Here is a 20,036-nt window from a genome sequence, read left to right on the forward strand (position 1 = left end):
TTCGAGTCTGTGATTGATGTGTGAGTGCCTAGAATCCAGTCAGATTCAAATAAGCACGATTGATTTCTTCGCCCCATAACATAGCGACCCATCCTGCGACGGCTATGTACGGACCAAACGGGATTTCGAGTTTGCTACTGGCTTTTTTGATGATCATAAACGTAACACCGAACACGCTGCCCAGGACTGTCGAAACCAGTATCATTTGTGGCAAATACTGCCAGCCAAGCCACGCGCCGAGCATTGCCATCAGTTTAAAGTCGCCAAAACCCATGCCCTCTTTGCCGGTTACTCGGAGAAAGACCTGGAACACAATCCAGAACACGAGATAACCAGCGATCGCCCCAATTATCGCGCTTCGTGTGTCGGCAAACACTGGCCATAGGCTCATGGCAAGGCCGAGCCACAGCGTGGGTAAAACGATGTCATCTGGCAGTAGTTTGTGATCGATGTCGATAAATGCCAGAGCAACCAAAACCCAAGTCAGAAGTACCGCGAATACAGTTTGAAGTGACCAACCTAGCTGGTACACGACGATCGCAGTCAGAACGCCGGTTAGAAGTTCAACTAAGGGGTAACGTAGACCAAACTGTGCACCGCATGACGCGCATTTTCCACGTAATAGCAGATAGCTAATTAAGGGAATATTGTGCCAAGCTTTAATCGGCGTCTTACATTGACTGCAGTGTGACGCTGGTTTCATTAATGTGGGCGGATCGGTATCGTCAACCGGTAACTCTAACCACTCCTTAGATTGGACAGTCCATTGGTGCATCATCATGTTAGGGTAACGAAATATGACGACATTCAGAAAGCTGCCAATCAGCAAGCCAAATAGCATGCCCAACGAAGCAAGTGCACCGTTGGGCAGCGTCGAAAGCTGTTCTAGCATAGTAAAAAAAGTTCTAGAATACAGAAGCCATTTTGAAGATTGGCATGTACATGGCTAATACCATTGTGCCAATAATACCGCCAAGGAAGACAATCATCATCGGCTCGATGATGCTACTTAATGCATCGACAGCGTCGTCAACTTCACGCTCGTAGAAATCGGCTACTTTATCGAGCATAATTTCGAGTTCACCTGATTCCTCGCCGCTTGCTACCATCTGCAGCATCATATTAGGAAAAACTTTGGTTTGCGCCATGGAGTTTTCGAGTCCTCGACCGGTACTGATATCGGCTTTCACGTCGCTGACGGCTTTTTGATAAACTCGATTACCGGTTGATGCACCAACTGTATCCATGCCGTCAACCAATGGAACACCTGCCCCGAATATAATCGACAGGGTTCTGGCAAACCTTGCAAGAGCGGATTTCTGAAGAATTACCCCGAACGCAGGCAGCCGAATGAGCACTCTGTCCATCGTGAACTTCAGCTTTTCTGAACGTTTGTAGGAGAAGACGAAACCAACTGCCACGCCCGCTATCCCGAGTACGAACATCCACCAGTATTCTTGCATCCACTCGGACATATCTACGATTATGCGTGTCAATGTGGGTAGGTCTGCCCCGACGCCTTGGAACAAAGTTTCAAACTGTGGAATAACGAACAGTAAAAGCAGGATTGTAACGACGACAGACACGAACAATACAATCAACGGGTACATCATCGCAGATTTAACCTTGCTCTTGATTGCCTCAAGTTTTTCGTTGTAGGTCGCTACGCGATCCAGCATTGTATCGAGCTTACCGGATTCTTCACCGGCTTCTGTCAAACTGGTAAACAGCCGATTAAAGTACTTGGGATGTTTTTTTAACGCATTACTGAGCGAGGTTCCAGACTCAACTTCGCGTGCCAGCTCCATCATCAGCTTTTCCATGGATTGACTGTCATGGCCCTTACCGATTGCTCTCAGGGTCTGAGCAATCGGAATACCTGCACCAATCATAGTGGCCATCTGTCGCGATGCGAATGAGATGTCGACCGACTTAATCGGTTTGCTGCTTGAAAAAAGCGGTTTGGGCTTGCGTTTAATCTTGGTGACGCGCACTCCACGTTGCCGCAATATCGCACGTGCTTGAGAGAGCGTTGGGGCCTCGATGCTACCACCGGTGGTGGCGCGTTTCTGGTTCACTCCTTCCCAGTCAAACTCGAAAACTTTTTTCTGATTGGTTTTGGCCATATTGATTATTCTTGGTTTTTAAACGTGGGTACAAGTTTATTGCTGTCGGTAAGCTCACGGATTCAAGTATGACAAGCAGTCGGCTATATCGGTGCCGATTCAGTAAACAACCTGAACTTCTTAAAACTTAACGTTGAGCATGGTTTTCCTATAGTAAACCACTGATGTAAAAAGAGAAATAGCCAGTAGAGTATATTATACGTTGGTGACGCGTTCAATTTCCTCAAGTGAGGTTAAACCGCCTTTCACCTTGATCAGGCCGGACCGCCGGAGGTCTATCGTACCTTCTTTTTCAGCTTGTCGTTCAATATCTCGCTCGGTACAGCCCTCCATAATCATGGTCTTAATCGCTTCTGATATTGGCATGACCTGGAATACACCAGCTCGACCCTTATACCCCTCGGTGCAAGAAGCGCAACCCTTGGGGTTCGCGGTAAACGGAGTGAATGTGCCGATTTCTTCGGGCTTGTAGCCAGCATCAAGAAGCGCTTTCTCGGGTAGTTCTGCGTCTATTTTGCACTGCTGACAAAGACGTCTCACTAGTCGTTGGGCCACAATTAGTTGCACCGCAGACGCGACGTTAAATGCAGGAACCCCCATATTCAGTAATCGAGTCAGCGTTGCTGGTGCGTCGTTGGTATGCAGTGTACTCAGTACCATATGACCTGTTTGTGCGGCTTTGATGGCGATTTCTGCGGTTTCGAGGTCACGAATCTCACCCAGCATCAAAATATCTGGATCCTGACGAAGAAAGGCGCGAAGTGCGTCAGCGAAGCCCATGTTCGCCTTCTCGTTGATGTTTACCTGCGTAATCCCTGGGAGTTGAATCTCAACCGGGTCTTCCACGGTGGAAATATTCTTAGTGGGCTCATTAAGCATATTGAGCGCGGAGTACAGCGTTACGGTTTTACCAGAACCGGTCGGCCCCGTAATAAGTACCATGCCGTACGGTCGTGCAACGGCGGCGGAATAAAGCCCCAACTGCTCTTTCGTAAAGCCAAGTGTTGTCAAGTCCAAATTCGCTGCACTGGAATCCAGAATACGCATAACAACTTTCTCGCCATACACTGTTGGCAGGGTATTTACACGAAAATCGTAGGCTTTATTGCGCGCGACTTTTAATTTTACCCGGCCGTCTTGCGGGATACGTCGTTCGGCTATGTCGAGTTTGGCGAGAATTTTGACGCGCGCCACAATGCGAGGCGCGAACGAGATCGGCTGCGTGGTGATTTTATGTAAGATGCCGTCGATACGAAAACGAATTCGGAGCTCGCGCTCAAACGGCTCGATGTGAATATCTGAAGCGCCACGATTGATCGCGTCTACTAGGATTTTATTGACGTACTTTACAATGGGGGCTTCGTTGGGATCGAAGTCTAAATCATCTCTTGGTTTGTCGTCGCTTCCTGTGTCATCTTCAAGATCCAGCTCCATGTCGCCATCACCCAGGAAGTCCTCAAGTGTGGCGCTCTGCTCTTCCTGAATTTTTTGAATTGCACCTTCAAGCGCGGAGAGCTCGGCTTGTATCGGTAGAACCTGGAGTCCGGTGTAGAACTTAATCTCGTCAATGGCTGATTTATTCGTCGGATCAAACACTGCCACGAATAAATTTTTTCCACGCCTAAACAATGGCAGCGCGGTGTGCCGCTCGACCAGCTTCATATCGACTAAGTCTGTCGGTATTTGAGTCAGATCAAAAGCACCTAAGTCGAATAGCGGACTTCCAAATCGATCAGAGAACTGTTTGCTCAGATCATAGCTTGACAGAACACCTCGCTGGTTTAGCTGTTGAACGATTTCCTTGGGCTCATTATGTTCTACGACTATTTCTTCAATGTCACTCCGATCCGCGAGATCGAGGTTGATGAGCGTTTGCGCGAGTGCTGGTAGTGGTTTATTCATTTGAGAATTTCTGAGCTTTGAACATAAGTTGACTGATTCAAATATACTCTAAATATTGGTTGAGTGCTTAAAATACAGTGTATTCAAACTTTAATGGGCTGGCTAATGTCTGCAGTCTACTGAAACGTGAGCCATTAAGTAAATAGAGTGAAACTGCGCTAGTATCCGGCTAGGGAAACGCAACAAAAATAGTCATCTAAAATGAATTTACCTCGAACCGTTGATGTTTTGGGTCTTAAATACTCAGTCACGGACTATAAGGCTGCGACTGATTTGGTATTGAAAGCTGCCCATGAAAAAAGACATTTTTCCTTGTACGCATTGCCGGTGCACGGTGTCATAGAACGCAGAAGGGATAACGAGTTCGCACAGGCGTGCGATTCTGCAACCATGATCGTACCTGACGGTCAGCCTATACGCTGGATGATGAATTGGTTGCATGATGCAAACTTAGCTGATCGCGTTTACGGACCGACGTTGCTTCGCCACGTACTGCTTGGCCCCCACACTGAAGAGTTTCGAGTGTATGTGTACGGCGGCCGGACACCGGCGGTTCAGCAGGCCTTTATTGATCATATTGAGACCACCTATACCAATGTTCGGGTCTGTGGTCGGTATCGTGAGGATAGCGCTGATGTGCAGACCCTTACCGCGGCGATGGTGAACGCGACGCAACCGAATTTGGTGCTGGTTGGACTGGGTTGCCCGAAGCAGGAAAAGTGGATAGCGCAACAACAGCATGACATCTCCGCAGCCCTGATGGGCGTTGGCGCGGCATTTAGCTTTTTCTCCGGAGATCAAAAAACGGCGCCCGGGTGGATGCAGGATTTCGGGTTGGAATGGTTGTTTCGATTAGGCCAAGAGCCAAGGCGCTTGTGGCAACGGTATTTGTACACCAATAGTTTGTTCGTTCTGCTTGCGATTGGGGCACTTGCCAAGCACACACTTGGGCTGAAAAAATGACTCTAACGCCGGGGCAATATTTATCTCGAGGCAGTTTGGCAATTAAGAGAGTGAAATAAAGAGTGCGTGTTCTAATTTATCAACGAATAGTTCCTCATTATCGAGTTCGATTTTTTGAGGCGTTGCATACGCGTCTCAAGAAAGTCGGCATTGAAATGCAACTGGTGTACGGAAATCACCGGGACGGCTATGTGCCTGAAGGTGTTGATATCGATCAGGAATGGGCGGTCAAGGTTAATAACCGATACCTGAGTATTTTCGGGCAGGAAATTGTATTTCAGGGCGGTTTTAGCGCTCTTCGGGGTAAACCTTGTTTAGTGATTGTCGAGCAGGCGAGCCGTTTAACACTGAATTACTTGATCCATTTATCGAAACGTACTTACGGCTTTAAGCTTGCTTATTGGGGGCATGGGCAAAACTTTCAATGTCCGGAAGTTGGTATCAAGAGTGTCCTAAAGAATTTGCTTTTGAAGCAAGTTGATCACTTCTTTGCATACACTACCTCGTCGATGAATATCTTGACTGAGAGAGGTTTCGATCGGCGCAATGTCACCGTTGTAGACAACAGTATCGACACGACAAAGCTACAATTCGAATTATCGCAGTGTTCGGATGCGCAGATTGAAAAAATCAGACGTGACCTTGAGATTGACTCAGACACAATCGGCTTGTTTTGTGGGGGACTTGACGAACGGAAGGAGTTTGACTTCTTGTTTCAGGCCTGTGATCGGATTAAAAATGAGTTGAGTGCATTCAACATCATATTTATTGGGCATGGTCCTAAAATGATGGAACTTAAGGAGTTTGCTGCCAGCAGGCCTTGGGTGCATGTAGTCGGGCCCATAACCGGTCAGGAAAAAGCGGCTTACTTTACTTTGGCTCGGTGCCTCGTCATGCCTGGAGCGCTTGGTTTGGTCGTTATTGATTCCTTTGTTTCGTCCACTCCGATGGTCACCACAGAAATTGAAACTCACAGTCCAGAATTCGACTATTTGATCTCTGGTGAGAACTCGTTGATTACGAAGGTTGATATCGATGAGTTTTCGAAGCAGGTGGTTATGCTGTTTAAAGACCAGGGTCTGCATGCTCGATTGCAAGAAGGTGGAAGGGCGAGTGCTACTCAGTTTACCTTAGCGAATATGGTTGAGCGCTTTGCTATTGGGATCGAGAATACCTTGACGGAGTGAACTGAGTCCCGGAGCTATCAAAGTATGCTTAGTGTTACGCCAGATTTTTATGTATTTCGTAATAGGGGTATTGATATATCTTGAATCAATTGATCGCACGCAAGAGTGATTTGGGCGAGGCGGACCTCAATTTTAGGGGGATTAAAAAACGGGTTTTTGCGGCGAGCGAGTCGAAAACAAAACCCGCCAAAAAGGCACTTATGAGGGTTGCCAATGCCGCACCATTGATCCCGTAGAGAGGTATCAATGTAAAATTTAATCCGAAATTAGCGACCGCTGCGGTTGCTGTTCTGATGAAGATATAGTTTTCAAGGTTTATTGCGATCAATGCCGGTGTGGTGATCGTGCCAAAGTACACAAATATGGTAGCAAGCGATAACAACATTAAGCATGAGGCTGCATCGGTGTACTCGGGGCCAAATAAAAACAAAACTATCTCATCGCTTAGAAGCGAGATGAACAGCGTGACTGCCAACCCCGTATAAAACATTAAAGTCAGTAGTTGACGCAACAAATTTAAAAACGTGGTCGAGTTCGCTTTGTTGGCTTTGAGTAGGAGTGGAAGTGCCACAGTTGCGGTTACTACCGGAATAAAGTAGGTAGCCTCAACGGTTCTTACTGCGGTAGAGTAAATACCAAGTTGGCTAATGCCAAGCATGTGCGCGATCATCCATTGGTCCATCTTTGTATACAAAATCACGGACAGTGACGAAAAAAATACCGGTAATGAGTTCTTCGTAATGGCCCACACTTGGTTGACAGTTGCGGTTTGCCAACCAGCAATATACGCGCGCTGTTTATGGTTGACGAAGAGATATATGGTTGTAAGCAGTACCGTGTCCAGTGCGATTGAATATACGAACAAGGCAATGTCCGCATCACACAGAATCAGTGTTAAGCGAACGATCGAGGATAATACGTTTTGAGCTATTTTGCAGAACGCTAATTGTTTATATTCTTGATGGGCTTGCATCGCTGGCTCGATCACCCAACTGGATTGGAGTACGCCGATCGCCGCGATCAGTAGCAGGTATCGTGTGTCGGTCGATGATGACCAAATAACCACTGGGATCAGTATCACTAAGATCAGAGTGCTGGTCAGAAACCTGATTGTCCATGCTGACAACAATGTTGCGCCGGGAGTATCAGGCTCATCCGTGAGTCGCCTGACAATAATCATGTCTGTGCCAAACTTCGTCAGTATGGCAAAGAGCGACGAAAATGCGAGCACGTAGCTGTATGTTCCAAACAACGTTGGCCCAAGGTATCGGATTACTGCAAGACCAACTAGAAACGCCGCAATGAAACTTGTTAATCGCTCCGAGATCAGCCAAAGGTTGGCGTGAATGTATTTGGCTGCGTTGGGCGGGAATTTGCTACGCTTTATCGTTATCACAATCAATACTCATTGGGGCAAGATACAACCTCTTTTAGCTTAGCTGGTCGAATACGTCTTGCATGTTTTCTCTAAATTTGTCGATTGTGAACTTTTCTGTAAATCGACTGTGGGCGTTTTGGCCTAACTTGCTCATGAGTGCTCGGTCTTGTGATAGCTTGCGAAGTGCGTGGGTAAGCTCGTCACTACTTCGTGGTTCAACGAGTAGACCAGTCTCCTCATGCTCGATCAGATCAGGGACGCCACGCCACGAACTTGCGATGATTGCCAGATTGTATTGCATTGCCTCGAGAACCACTAAGCCGAAGGTTTCGGCTTCATAGAATGTCGGAAAACAAAAAATGTCGGCGCGGTGAAATTCTCGCCATTTATCACGACCGGTCAATGCGCCCTTAAACTCGACTCGCTCTTGAAGGTTGTTAGACTCTACAAAAGCCTCACAAGTATCTTGAAACTGGCGAGATTGGAAGTTGCCAACGAAACAGGCTTGAAACCTCACATTTTCGCTTGCCAATGTCGCAAGAGATCGCAGTAAAACCAGTACGCCTTTTGATTCGCATAATAAGCCTACATGCAATATATTGATGCCGTGGTGGTCTGGCTTATCTTCACTTTTGAAATCACGAACACAATGGATACCATTGGGAACAACAAATGACGCTTTGGACTCGATGAATTGATCGTCGGGTGGGTTTAATCTAGACAAAATGATGGATGTGTTCGGAGAGAAGTACGCGCGGCGGTACAAGCATTTTATCAGTCTTGGCAGTGTGTCGTAGAGTTCAGATATGCCGCCCGCGTGAAAGTGAAAAATGGTTTGTTTGAATAACCACCTGGTTGTACAGAGAATGATGATATCTCGATACATGGGGACCAAGTTGCGACCGGCGGGTGGGTAGTACAGAGCGTCGGGCTTGTATTTAATTCGAATGCACACTATTTTTGCGATCGTTGCAACCAAGTGCCAGAGTTTTAATACTTGAAATCGGCCTATGTCGCGACTTGTGGTCGAAAACGCCATGCGGACATGCAGCAATTCTACGTCGCGAAATTCCAGTGAGAGCAAGTTCTCATTCATGATCGATTGACCATTGTGTGGAGGCGGTGTCTGTGCAACGACGAGTACTTTTTTTGGCATCACTGTGATCAGTGTAAGTGTTGTTTATAGAAAGGGTTTTTGGCGCAGTTAGTTTCGGTTAGTATGCTTTGTCCGTTTGAATAACGTGAGCGACTGTTTTAATCATGATTTTTAGGTCCAGCCATACACTCCAATTCTGAACATATTCCAGATCGTATTTAATTCGGCCTTCCATCATTTCGAGAGTGGACGTTTCTCCTCTGAATCCTCGTATCTGTGCCAATCCGGTGATGCCAGGTTTGACACAATGACGAGTCATGAATCGATCAATCCTATGTTGAAAGCTGTTGTTAAGCTCGATTGGATGGGGACGTGGCCCAACAAGCGACATAGTACCGTTAATCACATTAATTAATTGAGGTAGCTCGTCTAGAGATGTTCGTCTTAGTAGTTTGCCCATGCGCGTTATTCTGGCGTCGTCTCTAGTGGCTTGGCTAAACGTGCCTCTTGAGCTTTCATGAGTCATTGTTCTGAACTTATATATCTTAAACTCATCTCCTCCGAAACCATGCCTTCGTTGCTTAAAAAAGACCGGTCCGTCGGAGTCAATTTTAATTAAAATCGCGATCAAGCCGAGCAATGGGCTCAGGGCCACAACCAATACGATGCCCAGTAATTTATCTTCCAGGTACTTCAGTGCACTATTAATTTTTTTTCTTTTGCTAAGACTGGAGTTGATTACCGGGATGCCAAGCACGTTTTGAACTTCCAGCACGTCCGTGTTTTCATTGTGGGGATATTCGGGGATATAGGCAACGTTCGCAGCGGTATCGCTAAGCATTAGTTGTACTAGCGAAAAGTCAATTGAATTAAATATGTCGGCCGTAACCCAAATCTCAATTTCGTAGTCTCCATGTTGCTGAGTCTGTCGAAACTCTTTTACCCATCTTACTATTCTTTCAAGATAGTTCTTGGTCTCTTGTCCTTCATTCGGAGAAAAATGTTCTAAAACCTGGATGTGACTTGTATCGTGGAGGTGCTTTTTGATTTTTTCTAATGCCGCAAACGCGGTTTGGTTACCGCCAGCGATTACAATTACCTTACCGCTGATACTGGTTGAGAAGAAGCGAAAAATACATGCTCGGGCAGTCGTGACAAAACTGAAACTCAGTGCCACTCCTGTTACAAACCATATCCGCGAAAAAAGCTCGCCCGTTTTAGTCAAATACAGAAAACTTGCCGTGGCGAATGCGGCAAGAACAATGCCCATTGCTGCTGCATAGAAGTGTCGAAATGAAACGATTGAATTTGTTTCGGAATAAAAACCGGTCGCTGAAAAACCGAACGTACAAAACACGGCAAGGGTCAATGAGGGGGCCACATACTCAGGTGGAAGGCCCCAATCTCCAAATCGCATCCAATATGCAACGATTGATGCAACCAATACCAAAGAGAAATCCAGTAGTTTGTAATATGGCGTGCTGACGCTGTTCATAGGTGCTCTAAGGTCTCGAGTCAGGGTGGCTGACAAGCGTTACTAAGCCGGTAGCTTTATTAAAACAAGTTTCGCCTTTTAAATCCTTTGAGTACATGGGGATCCAGAAGCAAGGCATTTGTGTTTCATTCTTGTGTTCAGTCTCTGACCGATTAGATGGCTTGCTATAGTCTGAGAAATTTCGAATGTCATCTATTCTCTCCTTGAAGGCGATGTCCGAAATTGAGGTAAGTGGTTTGTACAGATCGTCTCTGTACGAGAGAGGTATGCCGTCGGCAAATTCAGTTGAAAACTTGATCGTTCCCCAAGTTGAACTGTCGGACGGAAGTTCCAGAAACACCAGGGTTGGACTGGGTTCGGATTCCGGGAGCTTTAAAGTGTATTGCCTGACGGTGTGATTGGACAATATGTGAACACCATCATCCGCAAGCACGATAGCGACAGGACGTCGATCGTAGAGTGCCCATGACCCCAAGGCGAAACAGATACACTGTAAGCAACCAATGATGATTAGGTCTGAAAGCAACCCTTTTTTGCCACGCTGATAAACGATAAAAGTCAGAATGGGTCCAAGAACGATATCAACTAGTGATATCAACTTTAAACCCTGTATGCCTCCAGCCCACATTAGTTCGTTGGGATACCAATGGGTTAGGCTGACTACTGCCAGCGGTATTAACAACAGTCCACTGATAACGAGTCGGATAAGTGACGCTTTAAGTTTAGCCTTTAGCATAGTTTGATATAGAGTCTTAGTTTTGCTTAGCGGTGAATTAATACGACGAAGCAAGAGGTGGTAATCTGCGCCTGCGAAAAAGCAATGTTGATGCTGCGGAGTGTCTCTTTTGTTGCTAGCTTCCCACTCTTGCTTCACATTTGGTCGAGGACAACTTGAGGCCTCTTCTATCGATGCGCCAGTTTATTTCTTCAATCAAGTCGCGACGATTTTGAGGGATATAAGTCGCACAGTATTTATCCAGCGTGGCTTGGGCTAAGGGAGCTAAGTCACGCTCGAGAAGAAACTGGAGATAGTTCATTTGCAAGTCAATGCGAATGTGCTGTGCACGTGTATATTGTAGATGCATTCCATGGATGTCTTGATAAGAAGTTCTCAGTTCGTTTTGAAATCGTTGATGAAATACTGATCGATACCAGAGTACGTCAGCTGCTTTTCCGTTCCGTTGTGCGAAATTCGCTAGTCTGTTCGCCTCATCAAGCACTGTTTCTAGTGCTGGGTTCTGCTCAAAATAGGCCTGATACACGCAACCAGCTGTCCAAGGCGCTAGACGCTTTACAGTCGGTTTTTTACAAAACTCATTGTTTGGGCTCAGCGCACTCGTGTACGAACAAAACTGAACCACGCAGGCGATTGTCACTGTCAATAAAGCGACGAAAATAGAGGTCTTAATGTGCATGGCGAATCTTCAGTAAGCAGAGAATAATGGCCACTTGAATAGGTATTGAATAGAGAGCGAAATTAATCATCATATACAGCGATAGACAACATAACAGTACCCAAGAAAAATAGCCTTCCTCACTCAGTTGAGATTCAGAATGCCCTGAGCCAAACAATGTTCGCATCGGTAGATGCTTGATGCCAAGCCAAGCGAGAGTCAGTAATAGTGCTAAAAACCAAATTACCCCTAGGTCATGCCACACCTGCAGGTAATCATTGTGTACATGGTGTATGGCCTTGAATGGGCGGGCCTCTTTAATTCCAGTCCACTCAAAATTACCTAAACCGTGGCCCAGAAATGGCTTTTCCTTTATTGCATCCCAGGCACTTTGCCAATAGATTGTCCTAGAGTTTAGAGTGCTAAAGTGAGAGAGTCCACCGCGGTCGACTGCGGCTAGGTTGATTAGTTTTGGGTACCAATAAACTAAGATGGCGCTGAGCAGCGCAAAGATTGAGGTTTTCACGAGATGTTTGATGTGTCCGTGTCGCCACTCAAACCACGCCAAACTCACTAGAAACAAGATCAGAATTGCATTCGCAGTCCGTGAGAATGTTGTGAAAAAACCAATAAACAACACGAGGCTGATTGCGCCGAAGTATCTGGTTGATTTGAGCCGAGAATAGTTTAGGGCGAACGCGAAGAGTATCAGTAGTGATGCTTGGCTGTAGTCTTCCATCAGACCCGTAACTCGAATCGGCTTCTCTAAGTAAAGCGCGATCAATGCCGCTGCGTGGAGAATGCTAAATCCTAAGAACACAGTGTAGGTGCTTTCGAGCTGCTTAGAAGCGGTTTTTTGGGCCGTATCAAAGCAGATGTAAATCAATGTGGCCGAGAAAAAGTAGAATGCTTGAACTAAAGATCTGCCTAGGAATGGCGAGAAACAAAACGTATGGATAATGAGCAAAAGGGCGGTGGCCAAGAGTAACAATGCCGTGCCCTTGAGTTCTGTTTTCCCCAATGTGGCCGTGAGCGCAGCTATGCAGGCTAAGGTGATTAAAGCGAGCTCAATTCCAGTGGGTATGCTCCTAAAGAGCCCTGCGGTGAGTAACAGTGCCGCCGAGACTGCCAGAAGTGTCGGGCGTAGTTGAATATTTGCTTGGTCATGGGATGTCATAACGATGTGAAATCCGTCCGCTGTAAGTATCATGCTGAATCATAGTTCAGCTTTCATTATTTTCAATAAGTGGGCTTGGCGTCAAACTTGAGTGCGTTTGATGGTGTCTTGGCTGCGGCACTTTTTGCCGGTCTGGGCATAAAAAAAGGGAACTGCTTTAGCAGCTCCCTTCTTTAGTCAGTGACTGACCTAAATCAGATCACCGAAGATACTCAGCAGATTATCTGCAGCTACCTGGGCGGAATTGCTCAGGAATCGTACCGCTACATTCCCACTCTCGAATGCCATCATTGGCTACGAAAGTTGGTGTCAGAGTGATAGTTCCGCCCGCAGCAGTTTTTAACTCAGCGTCGTTCGTGGCTGTCGCAGTTACCACGCCAGTAGTACCACCCGTACCTGTCCAATCCACTGAATCAACGAACTTGGAAGAACCACTACAGTTAGCTTCAGAAGTCAAAGGCAGAGCGTTGTTTGTTTGTGCAAACTCGGTTACGTCAGTACGGCAAGAAGAAGCAGCAAGAATGATCTCACTCACTTTAGCGCGAACTGTGTAGTCAGAATATGCTGGCAATGCTACTGCAGCCAATACACCGATGATCGCAACCACGATCATTAATTCGATCAGGGTAAAACCCTTTGCGTTTGCACGCTTCATTTGAATAGTTTTCATCGTAAAATTTCCTCTTTGAGGTTGTCCGAAAAATTGAGAGAGAGAACGCTTGAGTCAGTGAACCCGCTCATCTGTACTTGGGTAATTGTCGCCCCAGTGGTGGTATTTATATCAAATCTGGCGGGGTTTGTAAGAATTTATTTCAACACTTTGTGTAAAAAATTAATTCATTGTAAGTCATTGATAATAAAGCGAAATATTGTTTGTCACTGTGTGTTTTTTACTATCGAAAAGCCTGACAATTATTGTCAGCTTATCTCATACTTGGTTAATTTGTAGCGGAACGAGCGAAACGTCATACCGAGAAGCTTGGCGGCCTCTGTTTTGTTTCCGTCGGTGCTTGCTAAGGCCGATTTTAGTGCTCGAATCTCTTCTCGGATCAAGTATTCCTCAATGGATTCGTTGTTGGGGATGTACGCACTGCGCTCCGCGAGCCTAACACGCTGAGCCATGTAAGAAATAATCCAGGCTGAGAACATGAGCAAAATACCATAGCCTGCCATCATGCCGAGCTTAGGGCTGGCATTCACGTTAGACATGAAAATGCTGTAGGTGTGCTCGTAAAATAATAGAATTATTGCGCCAGAGGCGAGTCCGAGTGCGTGCTTTCTTTTTAGTACCACGCTGCCAGTGGTGACAATCAAAAAGAACAACATCGTAAAACTACTGCCGATACTGCTCGTGGCGTGGACAAGTGTGGCCGTGATGACTAAATCCGTGGCAAATTGAGTGACCAAGATTTGTTCCAATGCGAATCTTCGAGTTTTGGTAAAAATCGTAAAGCAAACCGCAGACACGACCAACGCCACGCTTCCTGCCAAGAAGAGGTTGGGGTATATAAGGTCATCGATCGCAACCACGCCGGGTATCAAGTAAGGCAGGGCTAGCAAAAATAGGAAAAATAACGCCAGCGCGTAGCGCATGATGTTGAGTATAAAAACCGCTTTCCAAATGTCTTTGCGAAAGCTTTTGTGGAAGCCATCGTCGTTGTTGTTCTGTTCGGGTTGCGTGGCGGTATTTTGGGCTTTTTCCTCTTTTTCCGCCAGCTTGCGAGCTAGATTTGGGTTGGCGATTGCAATTAAATCTGTTGGTTTGGTGGTCATAGATTTATTCGTTATGGTCGCGTGGGCTGTGATTCGAGGGGGCATCGTAAAAATCACGTATGCCTCTGTATTACCTGTTCTTTTTCCCCCAGCTAGAGAGTGTGAGCAACTCCCCAAACTTGAATATAGTCTACACCGTTTCGTTTTAAAATTTTAGCAATTTCTCTCGCGGTTGAGCCAGTGGTGATGACATCGTCAATAATTGCTACATGCGAAGCGATAATTGGACGTGCGATCTTAAAGGCGTTTTTTAGGTTGCTTTGTCGTGCCTTGAGCGAAAGTTCAGCTTGATTTGCCGTGGATTTGTGCTTTGTCAGGCTTCGATAGTCGACCGCGATGCCAAATTGTTTGCCGAGTTGCTTGGCCAGTAAGGCTGACTGGTTATATCCGCGTTGAAACAGGCGCTGGCGATGCAGCGGTACTGGAATGAGCATCTCAGGTAAGTCAATGTTGGCTTCTCGTAGTTCGGTAGCCAGCATCGCGGCTATATCGCGCGCGATGTAGGGATTCCCTTGATACTTCAGTTTTCTGATGAGTTCATCCATTGGTGGTGCGTATTCAAACGGGCAAAAGCAACGGTCATAAGGTGGGGGCTGAGTGAGACACGGTCCGCATACTTCAGTCGGTCCACTGAATCGCTGGCCGCAGTAGGTGCACGCATCACTTTGAAACGGAAGTTCGGGGTAACACCTTGTGCAACAGGGAAGCGCAGTGTTAGCGAGCGGTGATTTACATTCGATGCACGTTTTTGGCGTCAACCAGTTTAATAATTTTTTAAGACGAGTGTTGCGAAACTCTTTGTAAAGTGTAGAATCCATTTTGGTTTACAGCTCCTTGCTGTCGTTTGTATTTAACCTGATCTGAGCGAGTTGTCGTTGCCGGCGGCGTGTCTTTGAAGCCACGCTTGGTGCGACGGAAATCCTTATCCTGATCAAACCACCAAATAATACCATGCTTAATCCGCAACCACAGGATCCGTTAATCGTCGTGGAACCCAGCCGACCACGTTGGTCTGATGACGACGTTCTTGCCTTATATGAAAAACCGTTCAATGATTTGGTTTTTGAGGCGCAGTCAGTGCATCGAGCTCACTTCGATCCGAATCAAGTGCAACTAAGCAGTTTGTTGAGCATTAAAACCGGTGCGTGCCCTGAAGACTGTAAATATTGCCCCCAAAGTGCACGCTATAAGACAGGTTTGCAGGCTGAGCGATTGATGCGGCTGGAAAACATCGTGTCTGCGGCCAAGCAGGCTAAGCAAGCCGGCGCCACGCGATTTTGTATGGGAGCGGCTTGGCGGAGTCCAAAAGATAAAGACCTGAGCGTTGTCGAGGACGCAATCCGTCAAGTGAAAGAATTGGGAATGGAGACCTGTGCCACGCTGGGTATGCTGGATGATGAGCAAGCAGCGCGTTTGCGTTCAGCAGGCTTGGATTACTACAACCACAATCTGGATACTTCAGAATCCTTTTATTCAGAGATAATCACGACACGCACGTTTCAAGATCGGTTGGATACATTGGAGCGCGTACGAGGTGCAGGTATAAACGTTTGCAGCGGCGGCATTGTTGGAATGGGGGAGACCCGCCGAGATCGCGCTAGTATGTTGGCGACGCTTGCCAGTCTGCCAGAACCGCCGCAAAGTGTGCCGATCAATAATCTTATCCGGGTCGCCGGTACACCGCTTGAGGATTCAGAACCGGTTGACGAGTTTGAGTTTGTCCGTACCGTCGCTGTGGCTCGAATTACCATGCCCAAGTCCTATGTGCGATTATCAGCAGGGCGTGAAGCCATGAACGATCAAATGCAATCGCTCTGCTTTCTGGCTGGCGCGAACTCGATCTTCTACGGCGAGGAGTTGTTGACAACAGGGAATGCGAGTGTCGCGCATGACAAGGCGTTGCTCAGCAATCTAGGAATGGCCGTCGAAGTCTAGCTTCCTTTATATAGATGTTTTCTAACTGGTCGGATTTCGTTATTGGTCAGCGGCAAGAGCGCGATGCAGCCGGTTTGTGGCGTGAACGGCGCGAATTAACCTCGCCGCAATCGGTGTCCTGTGTCGTCGGTGGGCGAGACCTGATTAATTTTTCCAGTAATGATTATTTGGGCTTAGCAAATAATCCCGCGTTAAAGCAGGTCACGGCCTCGGCTGTTACTCGCTGGGGCGTTGGTGCTGGGGCGTCGCATCTGGTGTGTGGTCACCAATCACCGCATGAAAATCTCGAAGCCGACATCGCAAGCCTCGTTGGCGCAGAGCGTACGCTTTTGTTTTCAACCGGGTATATGGCAAACCTTGGCGTGGTGTCCGCACTGCTCGCACGAGGTGATGTGATCCTGCAAGACAAGTTAAACCACGCCTCTATTATCGATGCGGGCGTATTGAGTTCGGCCACGAGTCTGCGGTATGCACACGGTGATGCGAACCACGCGCGAAAAAGGTTAGCAACGTTTACGTCGCGCAGGCAGCGTTGCATGTTGGTGAGCGACACCATATTTAGCATGGATGGTGATGTTGCGCCTGTCGTTGATCTTAAGCGTTTGGCGGATGAAGTCGGTGCGCTGTTAGTATTGGATGACGCGCATGGTTTTGGTGTGTGTGGAGAACGCGGTGCGGGTACCTTGGAGTCGCTTGGGTTGAATCCGCGCGACAATGTTCTAATGATTGGGACGCTGGGCAAAGCTGTGGGTGGGTTTGGTGCGTTCGTTGCTGGTGATGCGGACTTAATCGCCCATATTGAGCAATTTGCCCGAAGTTACGTGTACACCACGGCGGTGCCCGCATACGTGGCCGAAACAAATCGGGCGGCGGTGAAAGTGATCGCTGGAACACGTGGTGATCATCTGCGCGCTAGGTTGGACTCGAATATTACCTTGTTTCGGCAATTGGCCAAGTTGCATGGCCTAACTCTGGGCGCGTCTCGATCCGCGATTCAGCCGATACAGGTCGGCTGCGAGCACCAGGTCGTGAAGATCAGTCAACGCTTGGAGCATATGGGTTTCTGGGTGGTTGCGATTCGGCCGCCAACGGTCCCCAAGGGGACCGCACGATTGCGCGTTAGCTTATGTGCATCTCACACGGACAGTCAAATTGAAGCGTTGGTCCAGGCGCTTGCCACAACCTTGCACGAGGTGCTCAATGTCTGAGTTCCGCGACGTCGTTTTGGTGCATGGTTGGGGTTTAAATTCCGCCGTTTGGGTTAAATTCTCGGCTGCTTTATCTGAAATGCGGCCTGAATTGCGTATCCATCATCTAGATTTACCCGGCTACGGTAGTCGGATCGATAGTGCGTTGCCGAACAGTTTTGAGTCGTTGGCTGAGCAGTGCCGGAAACGGGTACCAGATAATGCAATCTGGGTTGGCTGGTCTCTTGGGGGTATGCTCGCACTAGAAGCGGCCCTGCAAGCTCAGCCAAGCGTGGTTACAGGGTTAGTGTTGATCGGTGCCAGTGCCAAGTTCGTCGAGTCTGATGATTGGCGCTACGGTGTTCAATTAGCAACATTTCATAAGTTTGCTGATGCGCTTGGCCGCGATTACTGCGCCATGCTAGAGCGCTTTTTGTTGATGCAAACGGGTTCAGTACAAGGAGCGCGTGATCAGGTTAGGCAGATAGTCGAACTGGTGAGTGGCCATCCGGCACCGGCTCTGGCGACATTGCGCTGGGGGCTTGAGTGTCTTGAGCGAGTGGATTTGCGAGACCGATTATCGGAGCTCGCGATACCTGCGCGAGTGATTTCGGGGCGCTTGGATCGGGTGGCACACCCTGAAGCGGGCATGCAACTGGCGAGGGCATTGCGCTGTCCATATGTTGAACTGCACAGTGGGCATGCTCCGTTTCTATCTCATCAGCGAGAAGTTATAGATGTGGTGCATTCCCTAATTGTTGATGTCAAAGCAGCCGAGAGATCGCGTGTATGAAAAAGTCGCGGATTCAGCGCCAGTTTGATCATGGTGCAGCGCAATATGACGTGCTTGGCAGCCTTCAGCAACAGATACTTGCTGACCTGCTACAAACAGCCATTGCGCCGAGTGCGTTGGCAGTGGATCTGGGTTGCGGAACGGGTCAAGGCTTAGCAATACTGGCGGCTGCCGGTCATGAGCAGCTGGTCGGAATCGATATCGCACCGGCGATGCTCACGCATGCGCGCCATCGAGTTCCGCAGGCCGGCGTGGTATTGGCTGACATCGAGGCGGTTCCCCTGCCAGAGGCCTGCGCGGATCTGGTGGTGTCCAGCTCAGCATTACAATGGTGTGACTTGAAACTTGCGTTGGCAGAGGCGGTGCGGATCACTAGGCCCGGTGGACGTTTGCTTATTAGTACCTTCACACGTGGCACGCTGTCTGCCTGGCGATCGCTCTGGGGAATTCAGGATGATGGATGGTTTGTCACGCCGACTGGTATCCGCGACTGTCTTGCGAGTTTAGAATTACAGTCGTTCGAGATCCAGACTGAGGTATATCGTCCACGCTTCAGGTCGTTTGCGGATGCGGTTGCTAGCATTCGTGGTTTGGGTGCAGGTGCAACGAATCAGGCTGGTCTAATGTCGCCAAATAGGTATCGCCAAATCCGTCGGCATGTAGAAGCAGAAATTGCGCAAGAGGGATTCTTTGTGCTGCCTTATCACGTGACCCGAGTCTTTGCTGTTAAGCGTGGGTCAGCAATCAATCGGTACATCCCCAAGGTAGCGATATGTCAACAAACTTCTTTGTAACTGGCACTGACACAGATGTCGGAAAAACCTTCATCACCGCATTGTTGTTGCGCACGTTGTCGGCTCAAGGGCACAACGTCGTTGGTTTGAAACCGATTGCTAGCGGTTTTGAGCTGGTCGACGGCGCATGGCGAAATGCCGATGTTGATCAGCTGTGCGCGGCATCCTCGTGCAATCTACCGTTGGAGCGGGTTAATCGATACGGGTTTAAGCCGGCTATCGCACCGCATATTGCTGCTGCAATGGAGGGTGTTGAGCTCGATTTCGGCTTGGTGTCGGATGACGTGAGATATGCTAGACAGCGGGCGGATTGGGTCTTGGTCGAAGGCGTTGGCGGCTGGCATGTGCCACTGAGTATGCGCAATACTGAGTCGGAGGCCAGTATCGCGGGGTTGGCATCTCGGCTGGGTCTGCCAGTCATTCTGGTTGTTGGAATGCGCCTAGGTTGCTTGAACCATGCATTGCTTACCGTCGATGCGATTAAAGCCAGTGGTGTGCGGTTGGCTGGCTGGGTGGCGAACCACGTAACACCCGATTTCGAGTGCGCGGCTGAGAATCGAGAAACACTGGTGGCAAGAATTGCTGCGCCGCTGCTGTTTGAAGTGCCGTTTGCAAGCCAGGAAGCGGATGTCGAGGTGCAAATCCGAGCTGGGATGGACTGGGTCGAAGCACTTCGTGCGGTCTAACTTTTTGTTAAGATTAGCGGCTTAATTTGTTGATGCTCAAGTGTGCCTGTGATACCTTTCCACCGCCCCGATTTGGGCGTTTTTTGGGTTTTTGTTGGACCTGATTCGACGCGACTCGGTGGTCATCACTAAGGTGAAAGACGCAACAAA

The 20,036-nt window shown here is 48.1% G+C and carries 18 protein-coding genes; 7 read left to right on the plus strand and 11 right to left on the minus strand.

Annotated elements, in window-relative coordinates; translation table 11 throughout:
- Window positions 1–28 precede the first annotated feature (28 nt).
- The 3 genes from IE055_RS07375 to pilB all read right to left on the minus strand — a co-directional run bounded on the left by IE055_RS07375 (window position 29) and on the right by pilB (window position 4,028).
- Window positions 29–892, minus strand: coding sequence for a prepilin peptidase (locus IE055_RS07375; protein ID WP_189399386.1), 864 nt, complete (start codon window positions 890–892; stop codon window positions 29–31).
- A gap of 13 nt (window positions 893–905) precedes the next feature.
- The gene (locus IE055_RS07380; protein ID WP_189399388.1) at window positions 906–2,126 is read right to left on the minus strand and encodes a type II secretion system F family protein; all 1,221 of its coding nucleotides are present in this window, start codon (window positions 2,124–2,126) and stop codon (window positions 906–908) included.
- Between the two features lie 195 nt (window positions 2,127–2,321).
- A complete protein-coding gene (gene pilB, locus IE055_RS07385) occupies window positions 2,322–4,028 on the minus strand; it encodes a type IV-A pilus assembly ATPase PilB (protein WP_189399389.1) in 1,707 nt (568 codons plus the stop codon).
- Window positions 4,029–4,229: 201 nt separating this feature from the next.
- Between pilB and IE055_RS07390 the strand changes: the two genes are divergently transcribed.
- Entirely contained in the window at window positions 4,230–4,991 is a 762-nt protein-coding gene (locus IE055_RS07390) for a WecB/TagA/CpsF family glycosyltransferase (protein ID WP_189399390.1), read from the plus strand.
- 62 nt (window positions 4,992–5,053) lie between these two features.
- Window positions 5,054–6,178: a glycosyltransferase family 4 protein gene (locus tag IE055_RS07395; RefSeq protein WP_189399392.1), complete on the plus strand. Its 1,125-nt coding sequence runs from the start codon at window positions 5,054–5,056 to the stop codon at window positions 6,176–6,178.
- Between the two features lie 85 nt (window positions 6,179–6,263).
- On the opposite strand, the gene IE055_RS07400 is transcribed toward IE055_RS07395, so the two are convergent.
- The 8 genes from IE055_RS07400 to IE055_RS07435 all read right to left on the minus strand — a co-directional run bounded on the left by IE055_RS07400 (window position 6,264) and on the right by IE055_RS07435 (window position 15,036).
- Window positions 6,264–7,574 (minus strand): flippase, encoded by a 1,311-nt coding sequence (locus tag IE055_RS07400; RefSeq protein WP_189399394.1) that lies wholly within the window; start codon window positions 7,572–7,574, stop codon window positions 6,264–6,266.
- A 34-nt stretch (window positions 7,575–7,608) separates the two neighbouring features.
- Window positions 7,609–8,712, minus strand: a complete 1,104-nt coding sequence (locus IE055_RS07405; RefSeq protein ID WP_189399396.1) for a glycosyltransferase family 4 protein — start codon at window positions 8,710–8,712, stop codon at window positions 7,609–7,611.
- Between the two features lie 58 nt (window positions 8,713–8,770).
- The gene (locus tag IE055_RS07410) at window positions 8,771–10,147 is read right to left on the minus strand and encodes an exopolysaccharide biosynthesis polyprenyl glycosylphosphotransferase (protein WP_189399397.1); all 1,377 of its coding nucleotides are present in this window, start codon (window positions 10,145–10,147) and stop codon (window positions 8,771–8,773) included.
- A gap of 851 nt (window positions 10,148–10,998) precedes the next feature.
- On the minus strand, window positions 10,999–11,562 hold the full coding sequence (locus IE055_RS07415; protein WP_189399399.1) for a hypothetical protein: 564 nt from the start codon (window positions 11,560–11,562) through the stop codon (window positions 10,999–11,001).
- Window positions 11,552–12,718 (minus strand): O-antigen ligase family protein, encoded by a 1,167-nt coding sequence (locus IE055_RS07420; RefSeq protein ID WP_189399401.1) that lies wholly within the window; start codon window positions 12,716–12,718, stop codon window positions 11,552–11,554. The genes IE055_RS07415 and IE055_RS07420 overlap by 11 nt, the downstream gene beginning before the upstream one ends.
- A 220-nt stretch (window positions 12,719–12,938) precedes the next feature.
- Window positions 12,939–13,388, minus strand: coding sequence for a pilin (locus tag IE055_RS07425; RefSeq protein WP_308428187.1), 450 nt, complete (start codon window positions 13,386–13,388; stop codon window positions 12,939–12,941).
- Between the two features lie 248 nt (window positions 13,389–13,636).
- Window positions 13,637–14,491: a helix-turn-helix domain-containing protein gene (locus IE055_RS07430; protein WP_229794188.1), complete on the minus strand. Its 855-nt coding sequence runs from the start codon at window positions 14,489–14,491 to the stop codon at window positions 13,637–13,639.
- 92 nt (window positions 14,492–14,583) lie between these two features.
- Window positions 14,584–15,036: a ComF family protein gene (locus IE055_RS07435; protein WP_189399405.1), complete on the minus strand. Its 453-nt coding sequence runs from the start codon at window positions 15,034–15,036 to the stop codon at window positions 14,584–14,586.
- Window positions 15,037–15,442: 406 nt separating this feature from the next.
- On the opposite strand from IE055_RS07435, the gene bioB reads away from it, so the two are divergent.
- Genes bioB through bioD form a run of 5 tightly spaced genes read left to right on the plus strand, consistent with a single transcriptional unit; the run spans window position 15,443 to window position 19,886 of the window.
- Window positions 15,443–16,426, plus strand: coding sequence for a biotin synthase BioB (gene bioB, locus IE055_RS07440; protein WP_189399407.1), 984 nt, complete (start codon window positions 15,443–15,445; stop codon window positions 16,424–16,426).
- Between the two features lie 14 nt (window positions 16,427–16,440).
- Window positions 16,441–17,634 carry an 8-amino-7-oxononanoate synthase gene (gene bioF / locus IE055_RS07445; protein ID WP_189399408.1) on the plus strand — a complete coding sequence of 398 codons (1,194 nt, stop codon included), beginning with the start codon at window positions 16,441–16,443 and terminating at the stop codon, window positions 17,632–17,634.
- A complete protein-coding gene (locus IE055_RS07450; protein WP_189399411.1) occupies window positions 17,627–18,406 on the plus strand; it encodes an alpha/beta fold hydrolase in 780 nt (259 codons plus the stop codon). The genes bioF and IE055_RS07450 overlap by 8 nt, the downstream gene beginning before the upstream one ends.
- On the plus strand, window positions 18,403–19,200 hold the full coding sequence (locus tag IE055_RS07455) for a class I SAM-dependent methyltransferase (RefSeq protein WP_189399413.1): 798 nt from the start codon (window positions 18,403–18,405) through the stop codon (window positions 19,198–19,200). The genes IE055_RS07450 and IE055_RS07455 overlap by 4 nt, the downstream gene beginning before the upstream one ends.
- Window positions 19,179–19,886 carry a dethiobiotin synthase gene (gene bioD / locus IE055_RS07460; protein WP_189399415.1) on the plus strand — a complete coding sequence of 236 codons (708 nt, stop codon included), beginning with the start codon at window positions 19,179–19,181 and terminating at the stop codon, window positions 19,884–19,886. Before IE055_RS07455 ends, bioD begins: the two co-directional genes overlap by 22 nt.
- Window positions 19,887–20,036: the final 150 nt, after the last annotated feature.

Origin of the sequence: Arenicella chitinivorans (assembly GCF_014651515.1) — a bacterium.
Lineage (GTDB): Bacteria > Pseudomonadota > Gammaproteobacteria > Arenicellales > Arenicellaceae > Arenicella > Arenicella chitinivorans.